21 protein-coding genes are annotated in these 26,527 nt (G+C 70.8%); 12 read left to right on the top strand and 9 right to left on the bottom strand.

The window, feature by feature from the left end; translation table 11 throughout:
- Positions 1-74 precede the first annotated feature (74 nt).
- The 3 genes from BM228_RS01430 to BM228_RS01420 form a co-directional block, all read right to left on the bottom strand.
- Complete coding sequence (locus tag BM228_RS01430; protein WP_092036457.1) at positions 75-311, bottom strand: DUF6894 family protein; 237 nt, start codon at positions 309-311, stop codon at positions 75-77.
- 105 nt (positions 312-416) lie between these two features.
- Entirely contained in the window at positions 417-1,538 is a 1,122-nt protein-coding gene (locus tag BM228_RS01425) for an aromatic ring-hydroxylating oxygenase subunit alpha (protein WP_092036453.1), read from the bottom strand.
- Positions 1,539-1,844: 306 nt separating this feature from the next.
- Positions 1,845-2,474 carry an ATPase gene (locus tag BM228_RS01420; RefSeq protein ID WP_092036451.1) on the bottom strand — a complete coding sequence of 210 codons (630 nt, stop codon included), beginning with the start codon at positions 2,472-2,474 and terminating at the stop codon, positions 1,845-1,847.
- A gap of 296 nt (positions 2,475-2,770) precedes the next feature.
- Between BM228_RS01420 and BM228_RS01415 the strand changes: the two genes are divergently transcribed.
- Genes BM228_RS01415 through rimM form a run of 5 tightly spaced genes read left to right on the top strand, consistent with a single transcriptional unit; the run spans position 2,771 to position 5,985 of the window.
- Positions 2,771-2,998 (top strand): glutathione S-transferase, encoded by a 228-nt coding sequence (locus BM228_RS01415; RefSeq protein WP_092036449.1) that lies wholly within the window; start codon positions 2,771-2,773, stop codon positions 2,996-2,998.
- 17 nt (positions 2,999-3,015) lie between these two features.
- The gene (ffh, locus tag BM228_RS01410) at positions 3,016-4,578 is read left to right on the top strand and encodes a signal recognition particle protein (RefSeq protein ID WP_092036447.1); all 1,563 of its coding nucleotides are present in this window, start codon (positions 3,016-3,018) and stop codon (positions 4,576-4,578) included.
- Positions 4,575-4,910: a chorismate mutase gene (locus BM228_RS01405; protein WP_092036445.1), complete on the top strand. Its 336-nt coding sequence runs from the start codon at positions 4,575-4,577 to the stop codon at positions 4,908-4,910. Before ffh ends, BM228_RS01405 begins: the two co-directional genes overlap by 4 nt.
- A gap of 4 nt (positions 4,911-4,914) precedes the next feature.
- Positions 4,915-5,277, top strand: a complete 363-nt coding sequence (gene rpsP, locus BM228_RS01400; RefSeq protein ID WP_007559476.1) for a 30S ribosomal protein S16 — start codon at positions 4,915-4,917, stop codon at positions 5,275-5,277.
- A 12-nt stretch (positions 5,278-5,289) separates the two neighbouring features.
- Positions 5,290-5,985 (top strand): ribosome maturation factor RimM, encoded by a 696-nt coding sequence (gene rimM / locus BM228_RS01395; protein ID WP_092036443.1) that lies wholly within the window; start codon positions 5,290-5,292, stop codon positions 5,983-5,985.
- A 58-nt stretch (positions 5,986-6,043) separates the two neighbouring features.
- Here rimM and BM228_RS01390 read toward each other — a convergent pair whose 3' ends face one another.
- A complete protein-coding gene (locus BM228_RS01390; protein ID WP_092036752.1) occupies positions 6,044-6,763 on the bottom strand; it encodes a class I SAM-dependent methyltransferase in 720 nt (239 codons plus the stop codon).
- A gap of 75 nt (positions 6,764-6,838) precedes the next feature.
- On the opposite strand from BM228_RS01390, the gene trmD reads away from it, so the two are divergent.
- Together trmD and BM228_RS01375 are read left to right on the top strand one after the other, a co-directional pair.
- Positions 6,839-7,567, top strand: a complete 729-nt coding sequence (gene trmD, locus BM228_RS01385; protein ID WP_092036441.1) for a tRNA (guanosine(37)-N1)-methyltransferase TrmD — start codon at positions 6,839-6,841, stop codon at positions 7,565-7,567.
- Positions 7,568-7,919: 352 nt separating this feature from the next.
- Positions 7,920-9,086 (top strand): phosphoserine transaminase, encoded by a 1,167-nt coding sequence (locus tag BM228_RS01375; protein WP_092036750.1) that lies wholly within the window; start codon positions 7,920-7,922, stop codon positions 9,084-9,086.
- Between the two features lie 327 nt (positions 9,087-9,413).
- On the opposite strand, the gene BM228_RS01370 is transcribed toward BM228_RS01375, so the two are convergent.
- The 3 genes from BM228_RS01370 to tesB all read right to left on the bottom strand — a co-directional run bounded on the left by BM228_RS01370 (position 9,414) and on the right by tesB (position 12,786).
- Positions 9,414-10,916: an ammonium transporter gene (locus tag BM228_RS01370; protein WP_092036436.1), complete on the bottom strand. Its 1,503-nt coding sequence runs from the start codon at positions 10,914-10,916 to the stop codon at positions 9,414-9,416.
- A gap of 66 nt (positions 10,917-10,982) precedes the next feature.
- Positions 10,983-11,321 (bottom strand): P-II family nitrogen regulator, encoded by a 339-nt coding sequence (locus BM228_RS01365; protein WP_092036434.1) that lies wholly within the window; start codon positions 11,319-11,321, stop codon positions 10,983-10,985.
- A gap of 565 nt (positions 11,322-11,886) precedes the next feature.
- Positions 11,887-12,786, bottom strand: a complete 900-nt coding sequence (gene tesB, locus BM228_RS01360) for an acyl-CoA thioesterase II (protein ID WP_092036432.1) — start codon at positions 12,784-12,786, stop codon at positions 11,887-11,889.
- 95 nt (positions 12,787-12,881) lie between these two features.
- On the opposite strand from tesB, the gene BM228_RS01355 reads away from it, so the two are divergent.
- Positions 12,882-14,153, top strand: a complete 1,272-nt coding sequence (locus tag BM228_RS01355; RefSeq protein WP_092036430.1) for an FAD-dependent monooxygenase — start codon at positions 12,882-12,884, stop codon at positions 14,151-14,153.
- A 295-nt stretch (positions 14,154-14,448) separates the two neighbouring features.
- On the opposite strand, the gene BM228_RS01345 is transcribed toward BM228_RS01355, so the two are convergent.
- The gene (locus BM228_RS01345) at positions 14,449-15,984 is read right to left on the bottom strand and encodes a glycosyltransferase family 2 protein (protein WP_092036426.1); all 1,536 of its coding nucleotides are present in this window, start codon (positions 15,982-15,984) and stop codon (positions 14,449-14,451) included.
- Positions 15,985-16,001: 17 nt separating this feature from the next.
- Positions 16,002-19,109: a rhamnan synthesis F family protein gene (locus BM228_RS01340; protein WP_092036424.1), complete on the bottom strand. Its 3,108-nt coding sequence runs from the start codon at positions 19,107-19,109 to the stop codon at positions 16,002-16,004.
- Between the two features lie 290 nt (positions 19,110-19,399).
- On the opposite strand from BM228_RS01340, the gene BM228_RS01335 reads away from it, so the two are divergent.
- From BM228_RS01335 to BM228_RS01320, 4 genes are all read left to right on the top strand, one after another.
- A complete protein-coding gene (locus BM228_RS01335) occupies positions 19,400-20,404 on the top strand; it encodes an AAA family ATPase (protein ID WP_092036748.1) in 1,005 nt (334 codons plus the stop codon).
- A 2-nt stretch (positions 20,405-20,406) separates the two neighbouring features.
- Entirely contained in the window at positions 20,407-21,318 is a 912-nt protein-coding gene (locus BM228_RS01330) for a DUF58 domain-containing protein (protein WP_092036423.1), read from the top strand.
- A gap of 7 nt (positions 21,319-21,325) precedes the next feature.
- On the top strand, positions 21,326-24,145 hold the full coding sequence (locus tag BM228_RS01325) for a DUF4159 domain-containing protein (protein ID WP_092036421.1): 2,820 nt from the start codon (positions 21,326-21,328) through the stop codon (positions 24,143-24,145).
- Positions 24,146-24,356: 211 nt separating this feature from the next.
- Positions 24,357-26,441 carry a hypothetical protein gene (locus tag BM228_RS01320; protein WP_092036419.1) on the top strand — a complete coding sequence of 695 codons (2,085 nt, stop codon included), beginning with the start codon at positions 24,357-24,359 and terminating at the stop codon, positions 26,439-26,441.
- Positions 26,442-26,527 lie beyond the last annotated feature (86 nt).

Genomic DNA, 26,527 nt, shown 5'->3' with positions numbered 1-26,527 from the left:
AGCGGAGATGGCCGGCCCGGCGCCGTGGTCAAGCTCTTCCGGCCGCGACGGGCAGCCTCAGGGCCGACTTTGCGTCACTCCACGGCTTCCGCGGCGAGCGACAGGCGCGCACGGAACACCACCTTGCCGACCGTATCGCGCACGCAGGCGACGTAATCCTGGCGCTCGACATCGGGCAGCATGTCGCGGGCGATCGCCGACATGATCCGGGTCACCTTGGCGCGGGCCGCCGGCAGATCCGGCAGGTCGAAGCCGACCTCGTCGCGGACCGGCTGGGAACCGTCATGGAGATCGATGAAGAAGCGAGGCATCGGCGCGCAGCGTCTCATGAGTGGTAATTCGCTGATATCAGTGCGCAAATTGTGGTTAATAGAGCGTTACTCGTCCCGAATAGTCGCCTAAAACTGTCCTACAAATCAGGAGCGCCAGCGCAGTTCGCGCTGTTCCAGCGGGTTCACGAACGCGCGACCGGCTCGGGCCGATTCCAGGGCCTCGCGCTTGAGTCGGAAATACCATTGCGAAGGCAGATCGCCCTGGCCGAACAGCACCATGGTCGGCTTGCGGTCGAGGCCGTCCTGCGCGTGCTGGAGCACCTGCTGGTCCTGGGTCAGGAACTGCCGCATCAGCGGCCGGGCGATGGGTTTGAGCAGGTTCAGCGCCGGCATGCTCCAGTAGAGGGCGTTGGTGAGCAGGGTGCGGTCCGGCGTGAGCGGCGTCGCGAAGGTGTAGTTGGCCACGCGTTTCGCGCCGGCGCGGATGCGCTCCAGCCGCACGCCGGGCAGGCGGAACTCGATCTCGACCTCGGGCACGCCGCCGAGCAGGCGGTAGACCGGCGAACTCGTCGTGGTGGCATGGCTGGTCATGACGAAGCCGTGCGGCACCGGCTGAAAGGTCTTCACCTTCTCGCGTAGCTGCTTCGAGGGGCGAAACCACCAGCTGTCATGCACGAAGGCGACGTGCCCTGGATCGACCAGGCTCAGGGTGGTGAGATCATAGGAGGCCTCGACCACGAGCTCGACGACGAGAGACCCCGCCGGCTCGAAATCCAGCTCCGGCACCGTCGGCACCGCGCCGGCGGCGGGGCCGAGATGCGGGTTCACCCACAGGAAGCCGGCGCTCTCGCAGACCGGGAAGCGCTGGACCTGGATGCGGGAGAAATCGGCGGCGTCGTGCTCGGAGAGGGTCGGCACATCGCGGCAGCGCCCATCCGTACCGAAGCGCCAGCCGTGGAACGGGCACATCAGCGTGTCGCCGTCGAAGCGTCCCTTCGACAGGGCCATGCCCCGATGCGGGCAGCGATCGCGCAGGGCGAAGGCGGTGCCGTCCGGGGCGCGGCCCAGCACGATCTGCTCGCCATTCAGCTCCACGGCGCGAAGCCCGGTTCGGCCGAGGCTGCGGGACTGGCCGACGCAGTACCACGCGTTGCCGAGCGGCTGGCGCATGGCCTCGGGGTCGAGGGCGGCATCCTCGGCGGGACGCGGCAGGGACGTGACGGGAGCGGTCAAGGGTTTTCGGGCTGTCCTCGGAGCGCCCGTCATACGCCCGCCGGACCGGGGGCGGAAGCGCCGTCCCGGGGAGGACAAACGGGCGCAGCCGCGGGGCTTCACAAGCGGGCAGGAGCCACCTACCTTCGCCTCACCCGCAACGAACGAAAGGAGGTGATCCAGTGTCTCATTGTCATCAGCCGTCAGTCTCGGCTTACCGGACCTGGACCGTCGCCTCCGGCGCGTCGCTCTAAGACGCGTCTGAGCCCCGATTTCGGGACAGTTCCGCCGGACATGACGGTTCGGCAATGGAAGGGCCACCCTCACGGGTGGCCCTTCGGCTTTTCAGGGCTTAAATGTTCAGCGCTTCGGAGCCTGGAACAGCGGCTGGGCCAAGGCCTCGGTCCGAGCCCGCCACAGATCGCGCTCCTCGCGCAGGGCATCGCGTTCGGCCGCGATGGCGTGGCGCTCGGCCCGCAGCGCGTCGCGCTCGCTGACGGCCCGGTCGCGCTCGATGCGCATGTGCTCGCGCTCCTGGCGGAACCGCTCGCGCTCGCTCCGGAACTCTTCGCGCTCGGCGCGGACTTCCTCCTGCTCGGCGCGCAGATCCTCGATCGAGCCGATCTCTTCGCGGATATGCTCGCGGAGCACGCGGATCTCTTCGGCTAAAATCGCCTGCAGCTCGTCCTGACGTTCGAATTCCAGCCGCAGCTTGGCCTTGAGCATCAGGTTCTCGGCCATCAGCTCGGACACGTCCGCTTCCTCCGCGGCGGCGCCGGACCCGTCGGGCTGGGCGACGAGCCGGGGCGACCAGGCCGTCTCGGCAGCCAGGGGGGCTTTGGCTTCCGGCTGAGCCTCCTCCGCCCGGTCGGCGCCGCGCGGCTCGGCCGGGCTGTGGGTCTTCATGGTCGCGAGCCAGTCCCGCAGCGGGCCGGGGGCGATGCGGCTGCCGGTTTCGTGCAGCGGGAAGGTGCGGGCGGGTTCCGACATCGGCGGTCGTCCTGAACGGGTGCTGCCCGATCAGAGTCCCAACATGCTTAACGATCCGTAAAAGTTAATGGACGGCTTCAACCCTGAGATGGTTGGCGACCGAGAAGACGGAAAATTGACTTTTCCCGCCGCCGCCGCTACCTCCCGCGCTTCCGATCCGTAGCAGATCGTCACGACACGAAGCCGACCGGTCCCCTGAGGCCGGAGGTCAACGCCCGACAGCGCGTCCGCGCCCTCGGGCGCGATCTGTGTTGGGCCGATCCGCTTCGTCGGGATCCGCCGGTCGAGGCCCTCACATGCCCCAAGACGCCGTGACCCAAGCTGCGTTGAACATCGCGGACGCGATCAACGAGACCTGCCCCTGGTCGGGCAAGCCGATCTCGGCTGACTCGCTGACGCTCTATAACGGCGCCGTGGTCGGCTTCTGCAACCCGGACTGCCGGGACAAGTTCGCGAGCGCCGTGCGCAGCTTCGAGGCCGCCCTCCAAGCGCGCCGCGTCGAGCGCGCCGGCCTCGAACAGTAAAGCGGGTCCGAGAAACCATGTTCGAAGGCCTGTCCGACCGCCTCTCCGGCATCCTCTCGGGGCTCACCCGCCGGGGCGCCCTGACCGAAGCCGACGTCACCGCGGCGATGCGCGAAGTGCGCCGCGCCCTGCTGGAAGCCGACGTCGCCCTGGAGGTCGTGCGCGGCTTCACCGACCGGGTGAAGGAGAAGGCGGTCGGCGCCGTCGTGCTCAAGTCGGTCACCCCCGGCCAGATGGTCGTCAAGATCGTCAATGACGAGCTGGTGGCGATGCTCGGCACCGATGCCGAGGTGATCGATCTGAACGCCCCCGCCCCGGTGCCGATTCTGATGGTCGGCCTCCAGGGCTCGGGTAAGACCACCACCACCGCCAAGATCGCCCGGCGCCTGTCCGACCGCGAGAAGCGGCGCGTCCTGCTCGCCTCCCTCGATACCCGCCGCCCGGCCGCCATGGAGCAGCTGGCGGTGCTCGCCAAGCAGGTCGGCGTCGAGAGCCTGCCGATCGTGGCCGGCCAGTCGGCGGTGCAGATCGCCAAGCGCGCCATGGAGGCGGCCCGGCTCGGCGGCTTCGACGTGGTGATGCTCGACACCGCGGGCCGCACCACGGTCGACGAGGCCCTGATGGTCGAGGCGGCCGAGGTGAAGGCCGCGACCCGGCCTCACGAGGTGCTGCTGGTCGCCGACGCGCTCACCGGCCAGGATGCGGTCAACACCGCCCGCGCCTTCGACGAACGCCTCGACGTCACCGGCATCGTGCTCACCCGCATGGACGGCGATTCCCGCGGCGGCGCGGCTCTGTCGATGCGCGCCGTCACCGGCAAGCCGATCAAGCTCGTCGGTACCGGCGAGAAGGTCGACGCGCTGGAGGAGTTCCACCCGGCCCGCGTCGCCAACCGCATCCTCGGCATGGGCGACATCGTCTCCCTGGTCGAGAAGGCCGCCGAGACCATCGACCACGAGCAGGCGCTCCGCACCGCGGAGAAGATGCGCAAGGGCAAGTTCGATCTCGAAGACTTGTCCATGCAGCTCGCCCAGATGGAGAAGATGGGCGGCATCGGCGGCCTGATGGGCATGCTGCCCGGCATGGGCGCGATGAAGAAGCAGGTCGAGGGCGCCAACCTCGACGAGAAGATGTTCAAGCGCCAGCGGGCGATCATCTCGTCCATGACCCCGCACGAGCGCAAGAACCCGGACCTGCTGAAGAACTCCCGCAAGAAGCGCATCGCGGCGGGCTCGGGCGTCGATGTCTCGGAGATCAACAAGCTCCTGAAGATGCACCGGACCATGGCCGATATGATGAAGGCGATGGGCTCCGGGAAACGCGGCATCGGGCAGGCGCTCGGCTCGATGTTCGGGCTCGGCGGTGGTGGAATGGGTGGCGGCATGCCCGGCCTGCCGCCCGGCATGCCGGAGCCGACCCCGGAGCAGATCGCGCAGATCGAAAAGCAGTTCGGCGGCAAGCTGCCGCCGATGCCGCCGGGCCTGGGCGGGGGTGGGATGCCCAAGATGCCGGGGCTGCCCGGCCTCGGCGGCCCGAAGCTGCCCGGTCTCGGTGGGTTCATGCCGGGGAAGAAGAAATGAGCGTGCTGGCGGCCCAGGCGGTCGATCCCGAACTCGCGCGCCTGCGCGACAGCATCGACAATTTCGATGCGGCGCTGATCCATCTGCTCGCCGAGCGCTTCCGCTGCACGCAGCGGGTCGGCGAGCTCAAGGCCCGAAAGGGGATCCCCCCTTCCGATCCGGACCGGGAGGCGCGTCAGGTCGCCCGGCTCCGCAAGCTCGCGGTCGAGGCAAAGCTCGACCCCGATTTCGCCGAGAAGTTTTTGGCCTTCGTGGTCAAGGAAGTCATCCGGCACCACCAGACGATCGCGGCGACGCACGAGTCGGCGATCGACACCGAGAGAAAGTCGTAAACCAATGGCCCTGAAGATCCGTCTCACGCGCGGTGGCGCGAAGAAGCGTCCCTACTACCGCATCGTCGTCGCCGACGCCCGCGCCCCGCGCGATGGCCGCTTCATCGACAAGGTCGGTGCCTACGATCCGATGAAGGCCAAGGACGATCCGGCCCGGATCCAGCTCGATGCCGAGAAGATCCAGGGCTGGCTCGCCAAGGGCGCGCAGCCGACCGACCGCGTTCTGCGCTTCCTCGACCAGGCCGGCCTCGCCAAGCGCCCGACCCGCAACAACCCGCAGAAGGCCGAGCCGGGCGAGAAGGCCAAGGAGCGCGCGACCAAGCGCGCCGAGAAGGCCGCAGCGCCCGCCGAGGACGCCGCCGCGTAAGGCGGCTGCGCCATGGCGCGCCGCCCCGCAGGTTCATTCTCCCGCGACGGCGGTCGCCGCGGCCGCGCTGGCACGGCTATCGGCGCCATCGCGCCAGAAGCCGCAACCTCGCCCAAAGCGCCGGCCCCCAAGCCGGCGGCACCGCCCGTGCCGCCCGACCCGAACCTCGTCCTGCTGGGCGAGTTCGGGCGGGCGCATGGGCTGAACGGCGAGATCCGGCTCAAATCCTACACCGGCGATCCCCTGGCGATCGCCGGCTACGGCCCGCTCCTGACCTCGGACGGGCGCACGCTGACCTTGTCCGGCGTGCGGACCGCTCCCGGCTCGTCCCCCGACATGCTGATCGCCCGGGTCAAGGATATCGGCGGGCGCAACGCCGCGGAGGCGCTCAACCGGGTCGCCCTGTTCATCCCCCGCGACCGCTTGGCGGAGCCCGAGGATGACGACGAGGTCTATGCCGCCGACCTGATCGGCGCCACCGTGGTGGACGAGGCCGGGACCGTCATCGGCACGGTCGTCTCGGTGCCGAATTACGGCGGCGGCGACCTCCTCGAACTCCGCCCCGCCGCGGGCGGCGCGACGGCGCTCCTGCCCTTCACCAAGGCCTTCGTGCCGGTCCTGGATCTCCCGCAGCGGCGCGTCACCGTCGTCCTACCGGAGGATTTCTTCGCGCCGGTGGGGGAGAAGCCCGCCGACGATCCGGGCTGAGGTTTTTTGGGATATACCCGCCCACACGCCGGATTTCTGACCGCGCGACCCGAACCGGTCAGCGCGGCGTCGCGGCATCCCGGCATGGGCGGATCGTCTCCGGGCTCGGCCGGTTCTCTGGCGCTGGCGCCGCGAACACCGCCAGATAGGCGCCGCCGCTCAAGGTTTGGAACCCGGTCTCGCGATAACCGGCGGCAGCGAGTTCGCAGCGCAGGAGCGCCGGCGGGGTGCCGTGCCGCGAGGGGATGTCGTCGGCATCGACGATGCCGACCCGGCCGCCTGGGCGCATGGCCGGTGCGAGGTTGTGCAGCAGGCCGAAGGGCTGAGCGATCTCGTGGTACATGTGCACGAGGATCGCGGCATCGACCGAGGCCGAGGGCAGGCGCGGATCATGGGCCTCGCCCCGCACCACCGTGACGTTGCCGAGCCCCTTCACCTGCCGTTCCAGGCTCGCCAGGTAGGCGGGAGTCACGTCCTCGGCCAGGACCTTGCCGTTAGGCCCGACAAGCGGGCTCAGGCGCACGACGTAGTAGCCGCTGCCGGCGCCGATATCGGCCACGGTCTCGCCGGGGGCGATGCCCATCCCGCGGGCGACCGCATCGAACTCGCCGGCTTTGTCCCGCTCGGCCTCCGAGGACCATTGCGGCGCCACGATCTCGGCCACCGGCCGGTCGGGCTTCGGAAACGCGCTCGCCGGAGCGCCGGGAGGCGCCAGCGGACCCGCCGCGAGGGCCGGTCCCGCCAGCGCGACGGAGAGGAGGAGCATGATCCGGATCATCGCCGACAACCCGCCGCGGGGGCCAACGGTGCCCGGGCCGTTGACCGTGCCGCACCCCACGCGCGATCAAGCGCCATGACGCGCACGGAAACGCCCTGGCGGGCCACGATCCTCACCCTCTACCCGGAGATGTTCCCGGGGCCGCTCGGCGTGTCGCTGTCCGGCGACGCCCTCGCCCGGGGCGACTGGAGCCTGGAGGCCCGCAACATCCGCGAGCACGGGCTCGGCCGTCACCGCGCGGTGGACGATACGCCGGCCGGGGGCGGCGCCGGGATGGTGCTGCGCTGCGATGTGCTCGCCGCCGCCATCGACGCCGCGACTGAAGCGGACGATTCGCGGCCCCGGCTGCTGATGTCCCCCCGCGGCCGGCCGCTGAGTCAGGTCCGGGTGCGCGAGCTCGCCGCCGGACCGGGGGCGCTGATCGTCTGCGGCCGGTTCGAGGGGGTGGACGAGCGGGTCATCGCCGGCCGCGGCCTGGAGGAGGTCTCGATCGGCGATTACGTGCTCTCGGGCGGCGAGATCGCCGCCCTGGTGGTGCTCGATGCCTGCGTGCGGCTCCTGCCCGGGGTGATGGGCAAGGCCCAATCGGGGATCGAGGAGAGTTTCGAGGGCGGCCTCCTCGAATATCCGCATTACACCAGGCCCCGGGACTGGGAGGGTCGGCCGATCCCGGAGGTGCTGTCGGGCGGCAATCACGGGGCCATCGCCCGCTGGCGGCGGGAACAGGCCGAGCGAATCACCGCCGAGCGGCGGCCGGACCTTCAGGCGGGTTCCAAATCGATCACCGGTCCGTCGAGGTCGTAATCCAGCGGATCGAGCTGGAGCGGCTGCGCGGCGGGACGCCGGAGCCGGCCCGCCAGGGCCAGGCGGGTCGCTAACGCGCCGATAACCATAAGTAAAACTGACCAGGCCGACACTATCGCAGCACTGTGGAAAGACATCAGCGTACCTCGAACGCAACACGGCACGGCATTAAGGCTAACGCCCCAAGCTTAATCGACGGTTCCGCAGTGGCGAACAGCCTGTCCCGGGCGGGGGCACGCACCGAAGACTGCAGCGCGGACAAGCGCTTGCCAGAGGCCCGGATTGGGCGCATCCCCGGGCCGGGACACTCCTCCCCGCCGAGGAGCGCCCATCTGCAAGGATGGATCCGACGATGAGCCGACCCGACAGGCGCCCGCGCGTTCCCCATTTCTCGTCCGGCCCCTGTGCCAAACGTCCGGGTTGGACGCCCGCCGCCCTGGCCGACGCCGCGCTCGGCCGGTCGCACCGCTCGCCGCTCGGCAAGGCCAAGCTCGGCCGGGCGATCGACCTGACCCGCTCGATCCTGCAGGTGCCCGACGATTACCGGATCGGCATCGTGCCGGCCTCCGACACCGGCGCCGTCGAGATGGCGATGTGGACCCTGCTCGGGCCGAAGCCCGTGGAGATCGCCGCCTGGGAGGCGTTCGGCAAGGAGTGGGTCACCGACGCTCTGAAGCAGCTCAAGATCGCGCCCAAGATCCACCAGACGCCCTACGGCGTGCTGCCGGATCTCGCCGCGATCGACACCAAGACCAGCGACGTGGTCTTCACCTGGAACGGCACCGCCGCCGGCGTGAAGGTCCCGAACGGCGACTGGATCGCCGCCGACCGCGAGGGCCTGACGATCTGCGACGCCACCTCGGCGGCCTTCGCGCAGCCGCTCGCCTGGGACAAGCTCGATGTCGTCACCTTCTCCTGGCAGAAGGTGATGGGCGGCGAGGCCGCGCACGGCATGCTGATCCTCTCGCCCCGAGCGGTGGCGCGGCTGGAGAGCCACGTCCCGGCTTGGCCGCTGCCGAAGGTCTTTCGGCTCACCAAGGACGGCAAGCTCATCGAGGGCATCTTCAAGGGCGACACGATCAACACGCCCTCGATGCTGGCGGTGGAGGATTACCTCGACACCCTGGACTGGGCGGTGCGGATCGGCGGCCTGCCGGCGCTCCACGCCCGGGCCGACGCCAACGCCAAGGTGATCTACGATTGGGTCGCCCGGACACCGTGGATCGCGCCGCTGGCGGTCGATCCCGCGACCTACTCGAACACCGGTGTTTGCCTGGTGATCGCCGACCCGGACGTCCTCGCCCGCGGCGACGCGGCGGTGGCGGCCCTGGCCTCGGGCATCGTCGAGCGCCTGGACCGCGAAGGCGTCGCCCTCGACATCGGCGCCTACCGCGACGCCCCGGCGGGCCTGCGGATCTGGTGCGGCGCCACCGTGGAGACGGCCGACCTCGAAGCGCTGACGCCCTGGCTGGACTGGGCGTTCGCGGAGGAGAAGGCGGCGCTGAGCCGGGCGGCTTAGCGGGTCACTGCCCCCACCCGCTACCGCACTCTGAGGCGAAGGCGCAGGCGAGCTTCGAAAGAGTCCTCCTCCGAGGCCCGCGCTGTATCCCTTCAGGATGAGCGGGAGCGATGGGAAGATCCTGCGAGATAAACGCAGCGTTCCCGTCATTGCGAGCGGAGCGAAGCAACCCAGTGCAGCGCGCGATCTCCGGATGTAGCGTTTCCCTAGGTTGCTTCGCTCCGCTCGCAATGACGGTGTGCGACGAACAACAAAAAACCCCGGCCCTTACGGAGCCGGGGTTCTCCATGTCGGCGGCGCGGCCCCGGAGGGCCGCGCCGGTTGGTCTTAGTAGTTGTAGGCGCGCTCGCCGTGATCGGCGATGTCGAGGCCCTCGCGCTCCTCTTCCTGGGTCACCCGCAGGCCGATCGTCAGGTCGACGAGCTTGTAGAGGATGGCCGAGCCGATGCCCGACCACAGCAGGGTCAGGCCGACCGCTTCCGCCTGGATGATGAGCTGGCTCACCATGTCGTAGGCGCCCACGGCCAGTTCGCCCGGCTTGGAGGTGTAGTCGGGGATGCCGACGCCGCCGAGGTTCGGGTCGACCAGGATGCCGGTCGCCAGGGCGCCCAGGATGCCGCCGATGCAGTGCACGCCGAACACGTCGAGCGAGTCGTCGTAGCCGAGCGCGTTCTTCACGGTGGAGCACATCAGGAAGCAGACCACGCCAGCCACGAGGCCGAGCACGATCGAGCCCATCGGGCCGGCGAAGCCCGAGGCCGGGGTGACGGCCACGAGGCCGGCGACCGCGCCCGAGAGCATGCCGAGCAGCGACGGCTTGCCCTTGAGCGCCCACTCGGCGAACAGCCACGCCACCGCGGCGCCGCAGGTCGCCACGAAGGTGTTGAGCATCGCCAGAGCGGCGGTGCCGTTGGACTCGAGGTTCGAGCCGGCGTTGAAGCCGAACCAGCCGACCCACAGGAGCGAGGCGCCGATCATGGTCATGGTCAGCGAGTGCGGGGCGAGCAGGTCGCGGCCGTAGCCGATGCGCTTGCCTATGATCAGGCAGCCGACGAAGCCGGCGATGCCCGCGTTGATGTGCACCACGGTGCCGCCGGCGAAGTCGAGGGCGCCCTTCTGGAAGAGGAAGCCCGCATCCTTGTTGACCGCGTCCAGGGCCGCCTGGGCGGTGGCCTTCGAGGCGTCGTCGGTGGCGGCGGCGAGCGCCTTGGCGGCGTTGCCCACTGCATCCGGGCCGGCCCAGTACCAGACCATGTGGGCCATCGGGAAGTAGATGATCGTGACCCAGAGGATCGTGAACACCACCAGCGCGGAGAACTTCATCCGCTCGGCGAAGGCGCCGACGATCAGCGCGGGCGTGATCATGGCGAACGTCATCTGGAAGCAGAGATAGGCGTATTCCGGGATCACGACGCCGTTCGAGAAGGTCGCCACCGTCGAATTGGCGTCGATGCCCTTCAGGAACGCCTTGGACAGGCCGCCGACGAAGTCGTTGATGCCGCCGCCATTGGTGAAGGCGAGGCTGTAGCCGTAGAACACCCAGAGCAGGCCGACGATCGACACGATCGCGAAGACCTGGGTCAGCACCGAAAGCATGTTCTTGGTGCGCACCAAGCCGCCGTAGAACAGGGCCAGGCCCGGAACGCTCATCATGAGCACCAGCGCCGAGGAGATCATCATCCAGGCGGTATCGCCCTTGTTGGGCAGCGGGGCGGCCGGGGCCGCGGTCGCGGCTTCCGGCGCCGGGGTCTGCGCGAGCGACGGCTCGATCAGGAGGGCGGCGAGCGCCGCGCCTCCCAACCCGAGCATGAGGGCATTGCGAACTTTCATGGACAGGTGGCTCCGGTCACGATTCGTTGAGCGTTGGGTAAAGGTCGAGGCTGTCGGCGGGCCGGCTCACAGAGCGTCGGCGTCGGTCTCGCCGGTCCGGATGCGCACCGCCTTCTCGAGGGGCAGCACGAAGATCTTGCCGTCGCCGATCTGGCCGGTGCGCGCGGCACCCGCGATGGCGTCGATGACGCTGGAGGTCAGGTCGGAGGCGACCGCGACCTCGATCTTGAGCTTGGGCAGGAAGCTCACCGCGTATTCCGCGCCGCGGTAGATCTCAGTGTGGCCCTTCTGGCGGCCGTAGCCCTTCACTTCCGTCACCGTCAGTCCGTGGACGCCGATTCCGGTGAGCGCGTCGCGCACCTCTTCCAGCTTGAACGGCTTGATGATGGCCATCACGATCTTCATGGGCGGCGCCCCCTTACCAAGTCCCTGGGAACCGATGCCGTCGCCCGAGTCGCGCGACGGCCCGATCCGGACCGCCCGCTGAACCGGGCTGGCCCGCGGTTGAGCGGGGCCATTCAAGGACTATGCCACGCAAGCGGAACCGGGAACTTTTTGGAATGACCGGCTTATGCTCAGGAAATGATCGGTTCGGGCGACGCATTGGGCAGGTCGCGTCCGCAAAGTGCCCAGATGGCGCGCAAACGACTGGAAAATGGGCAGAAACGAGCGGTGCATTTTCGCAACGCACGTTGCAGAAGGTACCTTAATCCGCGCGCGATGGCGATATCGTCGCCCTCGGGTTCTAAGCGACCCCCCTCGCCTCAGCGCCCATTCCGTCATTCCGGTGGCCGCGAAGCGGAGCCCGGAATCCAGAGACGCAGGTGGCGCAAAGTCTGGTACTGCCGGCGGATCTGGATCCCGGGCTCGCCTTCGGCGCCGCGGGATGACGAGGTGGTTCGGCTTGCAGCCGTCGCAGCCTGGATCGGACAAGGATCCACCTCGCGAGGCGCCGTCCTGCGCCGTGACGTCATCCCCCGTGTGGCCGGATCAGACCCTCCTGCGCCACCGAGGCGACGAGATTGCCGGCGCGATCGAAGATCTGGCCTCGGGCGAAGCCGCGGGCGCCGCCAGCGGCCGGGCTGTCCTGGGCGTAGAGCAGCCAGTCATCGACCCGGACCGGGCGGTGGAACCAGAGGGCGTGGTCGAGGCTCGCCGCCTGGATATTGGGATCGAACACCGAACTGGCATGCGGGATCAGCGACACGTCGAGCAGGGTCATGTCCGAGGCGTAGGCCAGCACCGCCCGGTGCAGGGCCGGATCGTCCGGCAGGGCGGAAGCGGCGCGCAGCCAGACATTGAACACCGGCTCCGGCGGCGCCCCGTCCTTGCGGCGAGCGATGTAGCGGTCGAGATCGACCGGGCGCAGCTCGATCGGGCGCTCGCGACCGAAATAGGCGGCGACCGCCTCTGGCATGCCGGTGGCGCCGGAGGCCGCCAGCGCCTTGCCGTCGAGGAGGCCGTCCGGCCCCGCGACATCGGGCATCGCCGGCTGGTGCTCGAACCCGCCCTCGGAGACCTGATAGGAGATTGTGGTGGCGAAGATCGCCCGGCCGTGCTGGATCGCCTTGACCCGTCGCGTGGTGAAGCTGCGGCCGTCGCGGATGCGCTCGACCTCGTAGACGATTGGCGCACGGGGATCGCCCGGGAGCATGAAATAGGCGTGGAGCGAATGGGCCGGCCGGTCGTCCGGCACCGTGCGGGTGGCGGCCACCAGGGCCTGCGCCACCACCTGGCCGCCAAAGACGCGGCGCCAGCCAGTCTTGGGGTTCTGGCCGCGGAACAGGTCGACCTCGAGGCGCTCGAGGTCGAGGATGGCGATGAGCTCGGCGACCGCGTCGGTCAGCGCGTCGGTGGTGGCGTCGGTCATGAGTCGCGGGGTTTCCGTTCGTCGTCCAAACGCGACATAGGCCTTTCGGGCGGAGCGATCCACGCGCTCGGCCCCCAGATCGGAGATCCGTGACGATGACGGCCCAGACGCCCCGCCCCGGCAGCCGCAGCCTCCTGATCGCCGGGGGCGGCCTCGCCAGCCTCGCGCTGGCGCTCGCGCTCAAGCAGGCCCACGGCCCGGCGCTCGCCGTAACCGTGATCGACCCTCACGGCGCCGATCCCGCCCGGCATCGCGGCCGCGCCTACGCGCTGGCGGCGGGCGGGCGGCGGATGCTGGGGCAGCTCGGACTCTGGGAGCGGATCGCGACCGTCGCCGAGCCGATCGCCGAGATGGTGATCAGCGACAGCCGAATCGCCGACCCGGTCCGGCCGGTCTTCCTGACCTTCGGGCCGGAGACGGAGGATCAGGACGATCGGGCGGCGGGCGAGCCCTTCGCCCACATGGTCGAGGCTGAGCCCCTGGCGCAGGCGCTGGCCGAGGCCTGCCGGAACGCAGGGGTGGAGATCGTTACCGGAGGCGTGGTGCGGGCGGTGCCGGAGGGCGCGGCGATCCGGGCGGAGCTGACCACGGGCGCCACCCTCAAGGCCGACCTGCTGGTGGCCGCCGATGGGGCGCGCTCGCGGCTGCGGGAGGCGGCACGGATCGGCTGGGTCGGCTGGTCCTATCCGCAGGTCGGCATCGTCGCCACGATCGGGCATGCCCGGCCGCACCAGGGCCGAGCCTTCGAGCATTTCCTGCCCGCCGGACCGTTCGCGATCCTGCCCCTGCGGGACGGCGGGTCCCTCGGCCACCGCTCCTCGATCGTCTGGACCGAGCGGGCCGACGAGGCCGACGCGCTGCTCTCCGGCGAGCCTGACGAGGTGCTGGCCGAGATCGAGCGCCGGTTCACCCTGGACCTGGGCAAGCTGGCCCTGGAGCACGGCCCGAGCCGGCATCCGCTGGCCTTCGGCATCGCCCGGGCGTTCCGGGCGGAGCGCTTGGCGCTGCTGGGGGATTCCGCCCATGTCATCCACCCGATCGCCGGCCAGGGCCTCAATCTCGGCCTGGCCGACGCCGCCGCTCTGGCCGAGGCGGTGACCGGGGCGCTGCGCCTCGGGCTCGATCCCGGCAGCCCGGACGTGCTCCGCGAGTACGAGCGCGCCCGCCGGTTCGACAGCTTCGCCATGGCGGCGGCGACCGACGGGCTGAACCGGCTGTTCTCCAACGACGCCCTGCCGCTGCGGCTCGCCCGCGACCTCGGCCTCGGGATCGTCGACCGGCTGCCCCGGCTCAAGCGCTTCTTCATCGGCGAGGCCGCGGCCTCCCGGGGCACCCGGCCCCGGCTGATGCGCGGCGAGGCGCTGTAAGGGATCAAACTTCAACGCGTCTACGGTTCGACAAGAGGCGCCGTTCAGACATGACAAGCGCCCTGTCTGTCCCAGATTTCCGGTGCTCGCAGGTCGGCATCTGTGAGGCGCAACGCGCGCCCTCTCCCGTGCGGGAGAGGGTTGGGGTGAGGGACCAGGACTTTCCGGAGAGGTCGCACCCCTCACCCTGTCCCTCTCCCGCACGGGAGAGGGGACCCGCGCTTCGTCCGGCACCTTTTGGCTTCGCTACCCGATCCATGAGGAGGAGCGGCGCACCGTCTCGAACTTGGCAGCCTCAGGCCGTCTGCCCCGCTCTCCGTTCCGTCACCCAGCGGGCTGCATCGGCCCGGGGCGCGACCACGTCGGTGTCGGTGCGCAGCTGCGGGCTGTAGGCCGGGTCGTCGGTGAGCACGTCGTGCCAGCGGCGCAGGAAGCGCGAGATCTGCGAGCCCGGGGCGAAGCTGGTCTGGCGGGAGGCGCTCTCGTGGTGCGCCATCTCGGCGAACGGCGTGTAGACGATGCGGTAGCCGAGCATCCGCAGCTTGAAGCACAGATCGACGTCGTTGAAGTCGAGGGCAAAACGCTCGTCGAAGCCGTTCACCGCCTCCAGCACCGCTTTGCGGGTGGCGAACAGCGCGCCGGTCACCGATGAGCAGTCGCGCTGCGCCAGCGCCCAGTCACCGTAGGTGGGCTCGGCGGCGTCGCGGTTGTACCAGGGATGGGCGCAGACATCGAAGATGCCGCCGAACATGCCGGCATGCTGGATCTTGCCGCTCGGGAACAGCAGCCGCCCGCCGACGCCGCCGACGCCGCGGTCCAGTGCGAAGGTCAGGAGGGCCTCGATCCAGCCGGCGCGGCGCACCACGAGGTCGTCGTTCATCAGGATGACGAGGTCGGTCTCGGCGGCGCGCCAGAGGGTGTTCATCTTGGCCGCGTAGTTGAACGGCGCGCCCTCGGGCCGCGTGGTGAGCAGGCGGGTCACGGCGAACCGGTCGGAGCGGCCCCGATAGATCGCGTCGTCCGCCTTGTCGTCGCCGATCAGAACCCGGATCCGGTCGGCCGGGTAGGTGCTGCGGCCGAGGCTGTCGAGGAAGTTGATGACGTGGGGCTTGGCCGACTCGATCACCCGGCCGTCCTCGTCCCGGGGGCGGCTCTGGGCGGTCGGCACAACCAGCGTCACGGGCGGGCGCACATCGAGGCTGCGGCGGATCTCCAGCGTGTCCGCGGTCAGGCCGGGGGCGGTGCGCAGGGGGGCGCCCGAGCCCTGGAACCAGCGGTCGAGCACGTCGGCCCGGGCAGCGCGCTTCGCCTTCGGGCGCGCCAGCGGCGAGGCGATCAGCGTCTGCGGGATCCGGTCGATGCCGATGCCCGCCGAGACCGCGTCGAGCAGCAGCCGGAACCAGGCGGCGTTGCCGGTGCGCCGGCCGAAATCCGGGTTGAGGCTTGCCAGGGCCGAGACGCGGATCACCAGCGGGAAGCCGATATAGTCGTCGGCCATGAGCAGGGCCGGGTTGAAGGCCGGCTTGCAATGGACGCTGCGGACCTGGCCCGCGCCGTCCACCACGGCGTCGTCGCCGTAGAAGATGCCGATATCCGGGCGCTCGGCCATCGCGGCGAGGATCGGCTCGAACAGGTCGGGGTGCAGCTCGGACGCCGCCGGGGCCACGAACACCGCCCGGCAGGCGGGAAGCGCACCGGCGGCGACCTGGCCGAGCTTGCGCTCGTCGACCGGGTGAAAGCGCTCGTCGAGGGGCAGCGGCAGGATCGCGTCCGGCCAGGCGCGGGCGCTCCATGAGGCCGACGGGGCCGGGACCGGTTTTTTGTTCAGCACGGCGCGTCTCCCGGGCGTCAGCTACGTTCGGCCTTGAGAAGACGAGACAGGCTCGCCTCCATGGCGGCGGCCACCGCGCCGATCGACAGGCGCTCGCGGATCCGGGCGCGGGCGGCGGCGCCGATCCGCGCGGCGTCGCCGCTGGTCACCGTCCGGGCGGCGTCGGTGAGTGCGCGGGCGAGGTCGGCCTCGTCCACCTGCCCCCATTCGGCGCCGCGCAGATATGGCCCGTAGGTCTGGTCCAGGGCCGTGACCTCCGCCTTCACGGGGAACCCGCAGGTCGCGTCGAGGAAGTCGCGGCTGCCGCCGTAATCGGTGGCGACCACGACCTTGCCCATCTCCATAGCCTCGGCGATCGTCAGGCCGAAGCCTTCCGAGGAATGCGACGAGGCGTAGACCGCGCAGAGTTCGAACAGGGCGCCGAGCTCGTTCTGGGAGAGCGGCTGGTCGATCACCACCACGTCGCCGGTCTTGCCGACGAGGTCGAGCAGCTTCTTGCCCTCGTCGGGCAGGTCGAACACGTGCTTGGTCTTGAGCACGAGCTGCCAGCCGGATTGCGCCAGCCCCGCGGCCCGGAACGCCCGGATCAGCGCGTGCGGGTTCTTCCGGGCGAGATAGCTCGACCCGTCGAAGGCGTAGAGGATGATCTTCTTGGCCGGGTCGATGGAGAACGCCTTGCACAGGTTGGCCTTGGCGGCGGCGCTCGCCGGCTCGCCGGGCTCGTTCTCAACCACGTAGGGCACGACATCGACCGGGATGTCGGTGATCTGGCGGAAGATCGCGGCGCAGAACTCGGTCGGCGCCCAGATCGCGTCGAGGCCGTCCACGGTGGGCAGCCAGCCCCCGGGCACATGCGAGGTCTCCCAGACGAACAGCCCGATCTTGAGCCGGGCGCTCGCGGCGATGTCGAGCTGCCGCGCGCTCATCAGGGAGTGCCAGCTGTCGCCGTTGAAATGCACCAGGGCGACGTCCGGCGCCCCCGAGAAGGTCCGGGCCTGCCAGCCCGGCCCGACCCGGGCATGGACGTGGAACGACCGCTCCATCGGATGCACGTTCAGGGCGAAGGGCGCCCGGTGCAGCGCCCGCACGTAGCTGCGCGCCGCGACGCCGAGCCCGTTGGCGTAGTTCATCGGCGAGACGTAGGAGACCCGCAGGGGCCGCTCCGGCGCCTGGGGCTTGCGCAGATCGGCCCAGATCTTGGGGCCGGGATAGGTGAAGGTCTGGTCGAGCCGGTCGAGGTCGAAGCCGCGCTCCTCGATCGCCGCGCGCACCGCCGCGCCGCCGATCGCGGCGTGCTCGCCCAAGAGCGAGCGCTTCACGAACGGGAAGCCCTGGCTGAGCATGTTCTCCCAGTCGAACAGGGTGCGGTTATTGCGCGGGTCGTTGACCAGCGTCATGTGCTTGTTCTGGGCCGAGAACAGGCTGCGCATCCCGAGCCCGGCGGCCCGCATCCGCCCGGAGAAGGTCAGCTCGTACTCGGTGATGACGATGTTCTTGTCCGGCCAGTTCGCCACCGACTGGATGAAGTGGTTGAACGCGTAGGAGGACAGGCAGCGCTTCTTCAGGGCCAGGAAGAAGCTCTGCAGGTGGTGGCTGTAGTAGAAATTGTCGGCAAGCCCGATCACCGCCTCCGGGTAGGAATCGATCTTCGCCAGCAGCCCGGCGAAGTCGCCGCTGTCGAGGGGCCCGACTAGGCTGTCGTTGGCGAGATACAGGGTCTCGGAATCGAGCAGGTCATCGTCCTCCAGGAGGACATGCGCCCAGGCCGCGAAATCGAAGCCGGTGTTCTCGCGCAGGTAGGCCGAGGCGCAGAGCGTCAGGATCGCCTCCGGCACCACGGTCTTGTGCTGGTCGGCCGCGATGATCAGCACGATGTCGATGCCGTTCTCGGCGAACGCCCGCAGGTAGGGCTCGACATGGCCGCGGATGCGCCCCTCCGGCGCATGGGTGATGAACAGGGCGGTGCGGCCGTGCCGGCGCGGCTCCCGCTTCAGGCAGGACAGGCGGGCGTCCGCGGCCTCGGGCACCGCGGCACCGGCGACCCGGCGGGTCAGGCGGCCCGCCTCCAGCCCGGTGGTGACGTAGTCGACCAGGGGGTTGAGCCCGAGCGCCGCGACCCTGGGGTAGCGAGCGAGGTACCAGGGCGCGTCGAAGCGCGGGGACGGGCTCGTGCGCCGGCCATTGTCGGCCAGGAAATGCGCGAGCGGGTTCGCCCCCGTCTCATCGTCGGCGAGATAGGTCTTCGTGTACCAACGCGTGTCGAACCAGGGTCCGGGATCGAGCCCCTCCCGGGCGCCGTGCTCGATGAAATGCACCAGCGGGTTGAGGCTGTCGGCGCGCACCGCAACCGATTGCGCGGCGTACCAGTCGGGATCGAACAGGGGATGCGGGGCGTAGCGGCGGTAGCCGCCGGCCATCACGTAATGCTCCAGGGGCTCCAGCCCGCTGGTCTCCGCCTCGGGGCAGCGCCCGCGGTAGAATTCGGCGTCGAAGATGCCGGAGCGGCGGATCAGGTCGACATGCCGCGACAGCCCGGCGAACTCCTCCGGATTGCGCAGGTAGCCCTGCTTCCGGCCGGTCTCGTAGTAATGCGCGAGCGCGATGCCGCCCGCCTCTCGGGCGTCCGGGTAGCGGGACCGGTACCAGGCGGACTCGAACAGCGGCGACGGATCGGTGTCGGGGCTTTTCACGAAGTGGAAGAACGCCCGGGCGCGGGCGTCGGTGCCTCCGAGATAGCGCGCGGCGTACCAGTCGGGGTCGAACAGCGGATTGGGGGCGATGCCGGCATCGGCGCCGCGCTCGATATAGTGGATCAGCGGGTTCACGCCCTCGGCGCGCAGGCCCGGGACGGCGTCGAGATAGCGGTCGCCGTGGAACAGGGGCGACGGCCAGCGGCCCTCGCGCCCGCCATGGACCGCGTAATGCACGGCCGGGTCGATCCCCTCCCCGACCACGTCGGGATAGCGCCGCGCGTACCAAGCCGGATCGAACAGGCCCGAGGCCTTCACGGCCGCCACCAGATCCGCCTGGCGGGGCTCGTTCGTCCGCCGCCGCTTCAGGCGCCGGGCCAGCGGGCGCGTGAGGGACCGCGCGGGCCCGGCGACGAACACATCTCGAAGGCGCATGGTGAGTACCGGATACGCGGGAGGCCCGCTGTGCTGCCTACGCCGCAATCCGCGAGAGACATCAGGAAGTTCAGCCGGCCGCCCCGGCTCGCGCGCCTTCCTAATGGTCCGGCCGGCCTGCGCCAAGGGCCGTGTCGCGGGGCCGCCGCGCAGCGGTTCCCAACCCGCCGATAATCCCGCCCGAATCGCGTGCGGCGATCCCGACCTTGCCAGCCCGGTGCGAACGGCCCCACATTGGCCGGATGACCGACGGGGTTCTCCGGAGCCCCGGACAGGAGACGGACAACCGCATGACGCAGGCGATCAGCCCGGCCACCAGCCTCGACGACGGCATCGTGGCGACCGCGGAGACCTGCCTCGCCGCGGTGGGTCAGGCGCGCGACGCGATCCACGGGGTGATTTTCGGGCAGGAGAAGGTCGTCGACCTCGCCCTGGTGACGATCCTGGCGGGCGGTCACGGCCTACTCGTCGGCCTGCCGGGGCTCGCCAAGACCAAGCTCGTGGAGACCCTGGGCACGGTGCTCGGCCTCGACGCGCGGCGTGTGCAGTTCACCCCGGACCTGATGCCGTCCGACATCCTCGGCACCGAGATTTTGGAGGAGGATGCCGAGCGCCGCCGGGCCTTCCGGTTCGTGCAGGGGCCGGTCTTCACCCAGCTGCTGATGGCCGACGAGATCAACCGCGCGAGCCCGCGCACGCAATCGGCCCTGCTCCAGGCCATGCAGGAGGGCCACGTCTCGGTGGCCGGCGCCCGCCACGACCTGCCGCGGCCGTTCCACGTGCTCGCCACCCAGAACCCGATCGAGCAGGAGGGCACCTATCCCCTGCCCGAGGCCCAGCTCGACCGCTTCCTGCTGGAGATCGACGTCGGCTACCCCGACCGCGCCGCCGAGCGCCGGATCCTGATCGAGACCACCGGCATCGACGAGGTGCGCCCGCACGCGGTGATGTCCACCGAGCAGTTGCTCACCGCCCAGCGCCTGGTGCGCCGGCTGCCCGTGGGCGAGGCCGTGGTCGAGGCGATCCTCGACCTCGTGCGCGCCGCCCGGCCCGACGGCGGCGATCCACTGGTCAAGGACAAGCTGCTCTGGGGTCCCGGCCCCCGCGCCAGCCAAGCGCTGACGCTCGCCGCCCGCGCCCGGGCGCTGATCGAGGGCCGAGTCGCGCCCTCCGTGGCCGACGTGAAGGCCCTGGCCGAGCCGGTGCTCAAGCACCGGATGGCGCTCAGCTACACCGCCCGCGCCGACGGCGAGACCATCGAGGGCCTGATCGGCAAGCTCGCCGAGAAGCTTTAGCCTTGGTCGGGACACACGCCCTCGGCTCCGAACGGCGCACCCCCGGCAGGCGCGAGAGCGAGGGCGCGACCGCCCTATCCGAAAAAATGCCCCGCCTCGTCCTGGAGGCGCGGCGGGTGTCGAGCCTGCTGGCCCACGGCCTGCACGGCCGCCGCCGGGCCGGGCCGGGCGAGAGTTTCTGGCAGTTCCGCCCCTTCGTCACCGGCGAGGCCGCCGCACGGGTCGATTGGCGCCGCTCCGCCCGGGATGACCGGCTCTACGTGCGCGAGCGCGAATGGGAGGCGGCCCACAACATCTGGCTCTGGATCGACCGCTCCGCCTCGATGGGGTTTGCGTCGGACCTGGCATCGGCGCCCAAGGTCGAGCGGGCCCTGGTCCTCGGGCTAGCGCTCGCCGACGCCTTCGTCGAGGGCGGCGAGCGGGTCGGGCTCCTGGGTCTCACCCGGGCCACCGCCTCGCGGGGCATCGTCGAGCGGATGATCCAGGCGCTGGTCGCCGACAAAACCGGCCTGGAGCAGGACCTGCCGCCCCGCGCGAGCCCGGCCCGGTTCGACGAGGTGGTGCTGATCGGCGACTTCCTCACCAATCCCGACCGGATCGCGACCGCCGTGCAAAGCCTCGCCGGGCGGGGCAGCCGCGGCCACCTGTTGATGGTCGTGGACCCCATCGAAGAGACGTTTCCGTTCACCGGCCAGGCGGTGCTGCACGATCTCGAAGGTGGGCTCAGCCTCGACATCGGCGATGCCGGCGCCTGGGGCGACCGCTACCGCGCCCGCATCGCCGAACACCGCGCCGCTCTCCAGGCGATCGCCCGCCAGCAGGGCTGGACGCTCACCATCCACCGCACCGACCGCCCGGCGAGTGAGGCGGCCCTGCGGCTCGCCACGCTGATCGCCGCGCGCGGCCCGGAGTGAGGCCGCCATGCTGGGTCTGACCTTCGCGGCGCCCCTGGCGCTCGCCGCCCTGATCGGCCTGCCGGCCCTGTGGTTCCTGCTGCGGGTGACGCCGCCGCGCCCGCGCCGGATCGAGTTCCCGCCGCTCAAGCTCGTCGCCGACCTGATCCCGCAGCGGCAGACGCCGGCGCGCACCCCGCCCTGGCTGCTGCTCCTGCGCCTGCTGATCGCCGCCGCCCTGATCCTGGCGGTCGCCGGCCCGGTCTGGAATCCCGGCGGCGTCGGGGCCGGCGGTGGGCGCAGTGCGCTCCTCGTGCTCCTCGACAACGGCTTCGCCGCCGCCCACGATTGGCGCGACCGGCTGCGGGTCGCCACCGACGCCGTCGAGGGCGCCGCCCGGGACGGACGGCCCGTAGCGGTGATCGGTCTGGCCGAGCCGCCCGCGGCCTTCGAGGCCAAGACGCCCGCCGCTGCCCTGGAGCGCCTGCGCGCCCTGGCGCCGCGCCCGATCCTGCCGACCCGCGACGCGCATCTCGCCAGCATCGGGATGTTCCTGGAGAAGAACCGCGGCGCCGGCCTCGTCTGGATCAGCGACGGCGTCGCCGGCGCCAGCCACGAGCGCTTCGCCAAGGGCCTGGCCGACCTCGTCGGCGGCAGCGGCGCCGCCTTGACCGTTCTGCGCGCTGACAGGCCGCCGGCCCTGGCGCTCACCGCCACCGAGACCGGCGGCACCCTCACGGTCCGGGCCCTGCGAGCCGCCCCGAACGGACGCGACACCGGTGTCGTCCGGGCGCTCGACCAGAAGGGACTGCCGCTCGCCGAGCGCGACATTGCCTTCGCGGGCGACGCCACCGAGGCCACGGCCGCCTTCGAGATGCCCGTGGAGCTGCGCAACAGCATTAGCCGCCTGGAGATCGCCGGGGAGCGCTCGGCCGGGGCCGTGGTGCTCCAGGACGAGCGCGGCAAGCGCCGCCGGGTCGGCCTCGTCTTCGGCGGCACCCTCGACCAGGCCCAGCCGCTGCTGGCGCCGACCTATTACCTCGCCCGGGCGCTCCAGCCCTTCGCGGATGTGCAGGAGGCGCGCGGCGCCAAAGGCACGGCGGACTCGATCAACCAGCTCCTCGACAACCAAGTCTCGGTGCTGGTGCTCGCCGATGTCGGCGCGCTGGACGAGCGGACCACCGCCCGGGTCGAGAGCTTCGTGAAGGCTGGCGGCATGCTGCTGCGCTTCGCAGGCCCGCGCCTCGCCGCCGGCAACGATCCGCTGGTGCCGGTTCGCTTGCGCCGGGGCAACCGGACGCTCGGCGGCACCCTGTCCTGGGACAGCCCCAAGACCCTGGCACCGTTCCCACCCGAGAGCCCGTTCGCCGGCCTGACCCCGCCGGCCGATATCGGCGTGCGCCGCCAGATCCTGGCCGAGCCGGACGGCGACCTCCCCAACCGGACCTGGGCCTCCCTGCAGGACGGCACGCCGATCGTCACCGCGCAGAAGCGCGGCCAGGGCACGCTGGTGCTGTTCCACGTCACCGCCGACACGACCTGGTCGAACCTGCCGCTCTCGGGCCTGTTCATCGACATGCTCCGGCGCGTGGTCGGGCTCGCCGGCGCCTCGGCGCCTCCCGTCGGCGAGGCCAATCGCGCCTCCGCGATCGTGCTCGCCCCCCGGGCGACGCTGGACGGGTTCGGGGCGCTCGGCTCGCCCCCCGCCTCGGCCACCGCGGTCGCGGCCGATTATGCCGACCGGGGGAACGCCGAGCACCCGCCCGGCTTCTACGGTCCGGCCGATGGCGGCATCAGCGTCAACGCGCTGAAGCCCGACGACCGCCTGAAACCCCTCGACACCGCGGCGCTCGAGGGCGCCCGGATCGGAACCCTCGCCGGAGCCGAGACCCTGGATCTGCGCCCGACCCTGTTCACCCTGTCGCTGCTGCTGCTCGCCCTCGACACCCTGGCCGGCCTGTGGCTCGGCGGCTTCTTGCGTCGCTCCGCCTGGGCGAGCCGCCTGCGCGGACGCCCGGCGGTGCTGGCCTTCGCGGGCCTGCTGCTGTTCGCCGCCCTGCCGGCGCAGCCCCTGCGCGCCGAGGAGCCGCCCGCCAACCGGCCGAACGGCATCGAATCGTCCCTGGTCACGCGGCTCGCCTACGTGATCACCGGCGATGCGGCCCTCGACGAGGCGAGCCGGACCGGGTTGACCGGCCTGACCCAGATGCTCGCCTCGCGAACCGCCCTCGAACCGGGCGAGCCCGCGGGCATCGACCCCGCCAAGGATGAGCTTGCCTTCTATCCGCTGATCTACTGGCCGATCGCGCCGTCCCGGCCTCAGCCCTCCGAGGCGGCGATCCGCAAGATCGACGCTTTCATGCGCAACGGCGGCACGGTCCTGTTCGACACCCGCGACGCGCTCACCGCCCGCCCGGGCGGCCCGCCCTCCCCGGAGGCGGCCTACCTGCGCAAGATGCTGGCGACCCTCGAAGTGCCGGAGCTGGAGCCGGTGCCCCTCGACCACGTCCTGACCAAGGCGTTCTACCTCGTCGACAGCTTCCCCGGCCGCTACGCCACTGGGCAGACCTGGGTGGAGGCCCTGCCCCCCGCCGCGGAGGGCGCCGAGCGCCGCCCGGCCCGGGCCGGCGACGGCGTCAGCCCAATCATCATCACCGGCAACGACCTCGCCGCCGCCTGGGCTGTGGGCCGCCGCGGCGAGCCGCTTTACCCCGTGGTCGGCGGCGACCAACGCCAGCGCGAGATGGCCTTCCGGGGCGGCGTGAACATCGTGATCTACACGCTCACCGGAAACTACAAGGCGGACCAGGTCCACGTGCCCGCGCTGCTGGAGCGGCTCGGACAGTGACAGGCATCGCCACGTTTCCCGGGCAACGCTCGCTCCCATCAGATCCCCTCATCCTGAGGTGCGGCCGCGCAGCGGGCGCCTCGAAGGAGCTTTCCAGCCGGCTCGGCGATCCCTGGAGCCCTCCTTCGAGGCCGCTGACGCGGCACCTCAGGATGAGGGGGTTTGATGGGCGCACGGCCACCCTCACGCGCATCTTGGAGGCTTGCACGCCATGCTGAGCCTCAGCTTCGCCCCCCTCCTCCCCTGGCCGCTCCTGGCCGCCCTTGGGCTGATCGTCGTCGTCCTGGCCGTGCTCGCCTTCGTGGCGCGGGGTCGGACGGCGCTGCTGCGCGCCCTGGTGCTCGCCCTGGTCCTGGCGGCCCTCGCCAACCCCGCTCTGGTGCGGGAAGACCGGGAGCCGGTGAAGGACATCGCCGCCATCGTGGTAGACCGCTCTGGATCCCAGGCGCTCGGCGACCGGCCGCAGATGACCGACGCGGTCCGGGCCGAATTGCAGCGCCGCTTCGGGGCGCTGACCAATATCGAGCCGCGCTTCATCGACGTGCCCGACGCCAAGGACGGCGACGACGGCACCAAGCTGTTCACGGCCCTGGGCCAGGCGCTGGCCGACGTGCCGCCCGAGCGTCTCGCCGGGATCGTGATGCTCACCGACGGCGTGGTCCACGATATTCCGGTCTCGATGGCCCAGCTCGGCATCAAGGCGCCGCTCCATGTGCTGGTCACCGGCCATCCGGACGAGCGCGACCGGCAGATCAAGCTCCTGGAGGCCCCCCGCTTCGGCATCGTCGGCAAGGACCTGACGATCCGCGCCGAGGTGATGGAGCGCGGCGGCACCGGCCACGCCGTGGTCACGGTCCGCCGCGACGGCGAGGAGATCGACCGCCGGGACGTCGCCACCGACAAGCCCTTCGCGCTGACCACCCGGATCGAGCATGGCGGCCCGAACGTGGTCGAGATCGAAGTCGAGCCGCTGCCGGGTGAGCTCACCACGGTCAACAACCGCGCGGTCCTGCCGATCGAAGGCATCCGCGAGAAGCTGCGGGTGCTGCTGGTCTCTGGCGAGCCGCACCAGGGCGAGCGAACCTGGCGCAACCTCCTGAAGTCCGACGCCAACGTCGACCTCGTGCACTTCACCATCCTGCGCCCGCCGGAGAAGCAGGACGGCACGCCGATCTCCGAATTGTCGCTGATCGCCTTCCCGACCCGCGAGCTGTTCGTCCAGAAGATCAAGGATTTCGACCTGATCATCTTCGACCGCTACGCCAACCAGAGCGTGCTGCCGCAGGCCTATTTCGACAACATCGTCCGCTACGTGCGCGAAGGCGGGGCGCTGCTCGTCGCCGCCGGACCAGAATATGCCGGCCCGGCCAGCCTGGCCCGCACGCGGCTCGCCGGCATCCTGCCGGGCGATCCGGACGGGCGCGTGGTCGAACGCCCTTACAAGGCGACGCCGACCCAGATCGGCCAGCGCCACCCGGTCACCCGCGACCTGCCGGGCTCGGACGCCAACCCGCCCGCCTGGGGCGACTGGCTGCGTATCGTCCAGGCCCGCACCCGGCCCGGCATCCAGCCGATCCTGTCCGGCGCCGAGGGGCTGCCGCTCCTCGCCCTGTCCCGGGAGGACAAGGGCCGCGTCGCGCTGCTCCTGTCCGACCATGCTTGGCTCTGGGCCCGGGGCTATCAGGAGGGCGGCCCCTATCTCGACCTGCTGCGCCGCCTGGCCCACTGGCTGATGAAGGAGCCGGCCCTCGAAGAGGAAGCACTGAGGGCGCAGACCACCGGCCGCGGCCGGGAAGTGCGCGTCGAGCGCCAGACCATGGCCGAGCAGGTCGAGCCGGTGACCGTCACCGGCCCCACCGGCAAGATCACGACGCTGACCCTCAAGCCCGGCGAGCCCGGCCTGTTCAGCGCCACCTTTGATGCCGAGGCACTGGGGCTGCACACCCTGCGCTCGGGCAGTCTCGTGGCCTTCGTCAGCGTTGGCCCGGCCAACCCGCGCGAGCTCGCCGACGTGTTCAGCGACACCGAGCGCCTGAAGGCGGTGGCGGAGGGTTCCGGCGGCTCGATCCGCCGGGTCGCGGATGCCGGCGGCACCACGCAGGTGCCGCGGCTCGCCACCGTGCGCAGCGGACGCCTGGCCGGCGGCGACTGGATCGGCTTCCGCCCGAGTGACAGCGCCAATATCCGCGGTGTCGAGGTCTACCCGCTGGCCCTCGGCCTCGCCGCTCTGGCGGCGCTCGCGGCCGCCGTGCTCGCCATGTGGCTGGTCGAGGGGCGCCGCGGGCGGGCGGTTTGAGTTTTGTGACACGGCGACACGCCACCGCTTCCCCAACCGCGACGCTTTCCCTCGCTCTTCTTAGGGGGGCTAGCAGAATTACACCT

This window comes from Methylobacterium pseudosasicola (assembly GCF_900114535.1).
In the GTDB taxonomy this organism is placed as follows: Bacteria; Pseudomonadota; Alphaproteobacteria; order Rhizobiales; family Beijerinckiaceae; genus Methylobacterium; species Methylobacterium pseudosasicola.
This window is presented reverse-complemented; position numbering and strand designations above follow the sequence as displayed.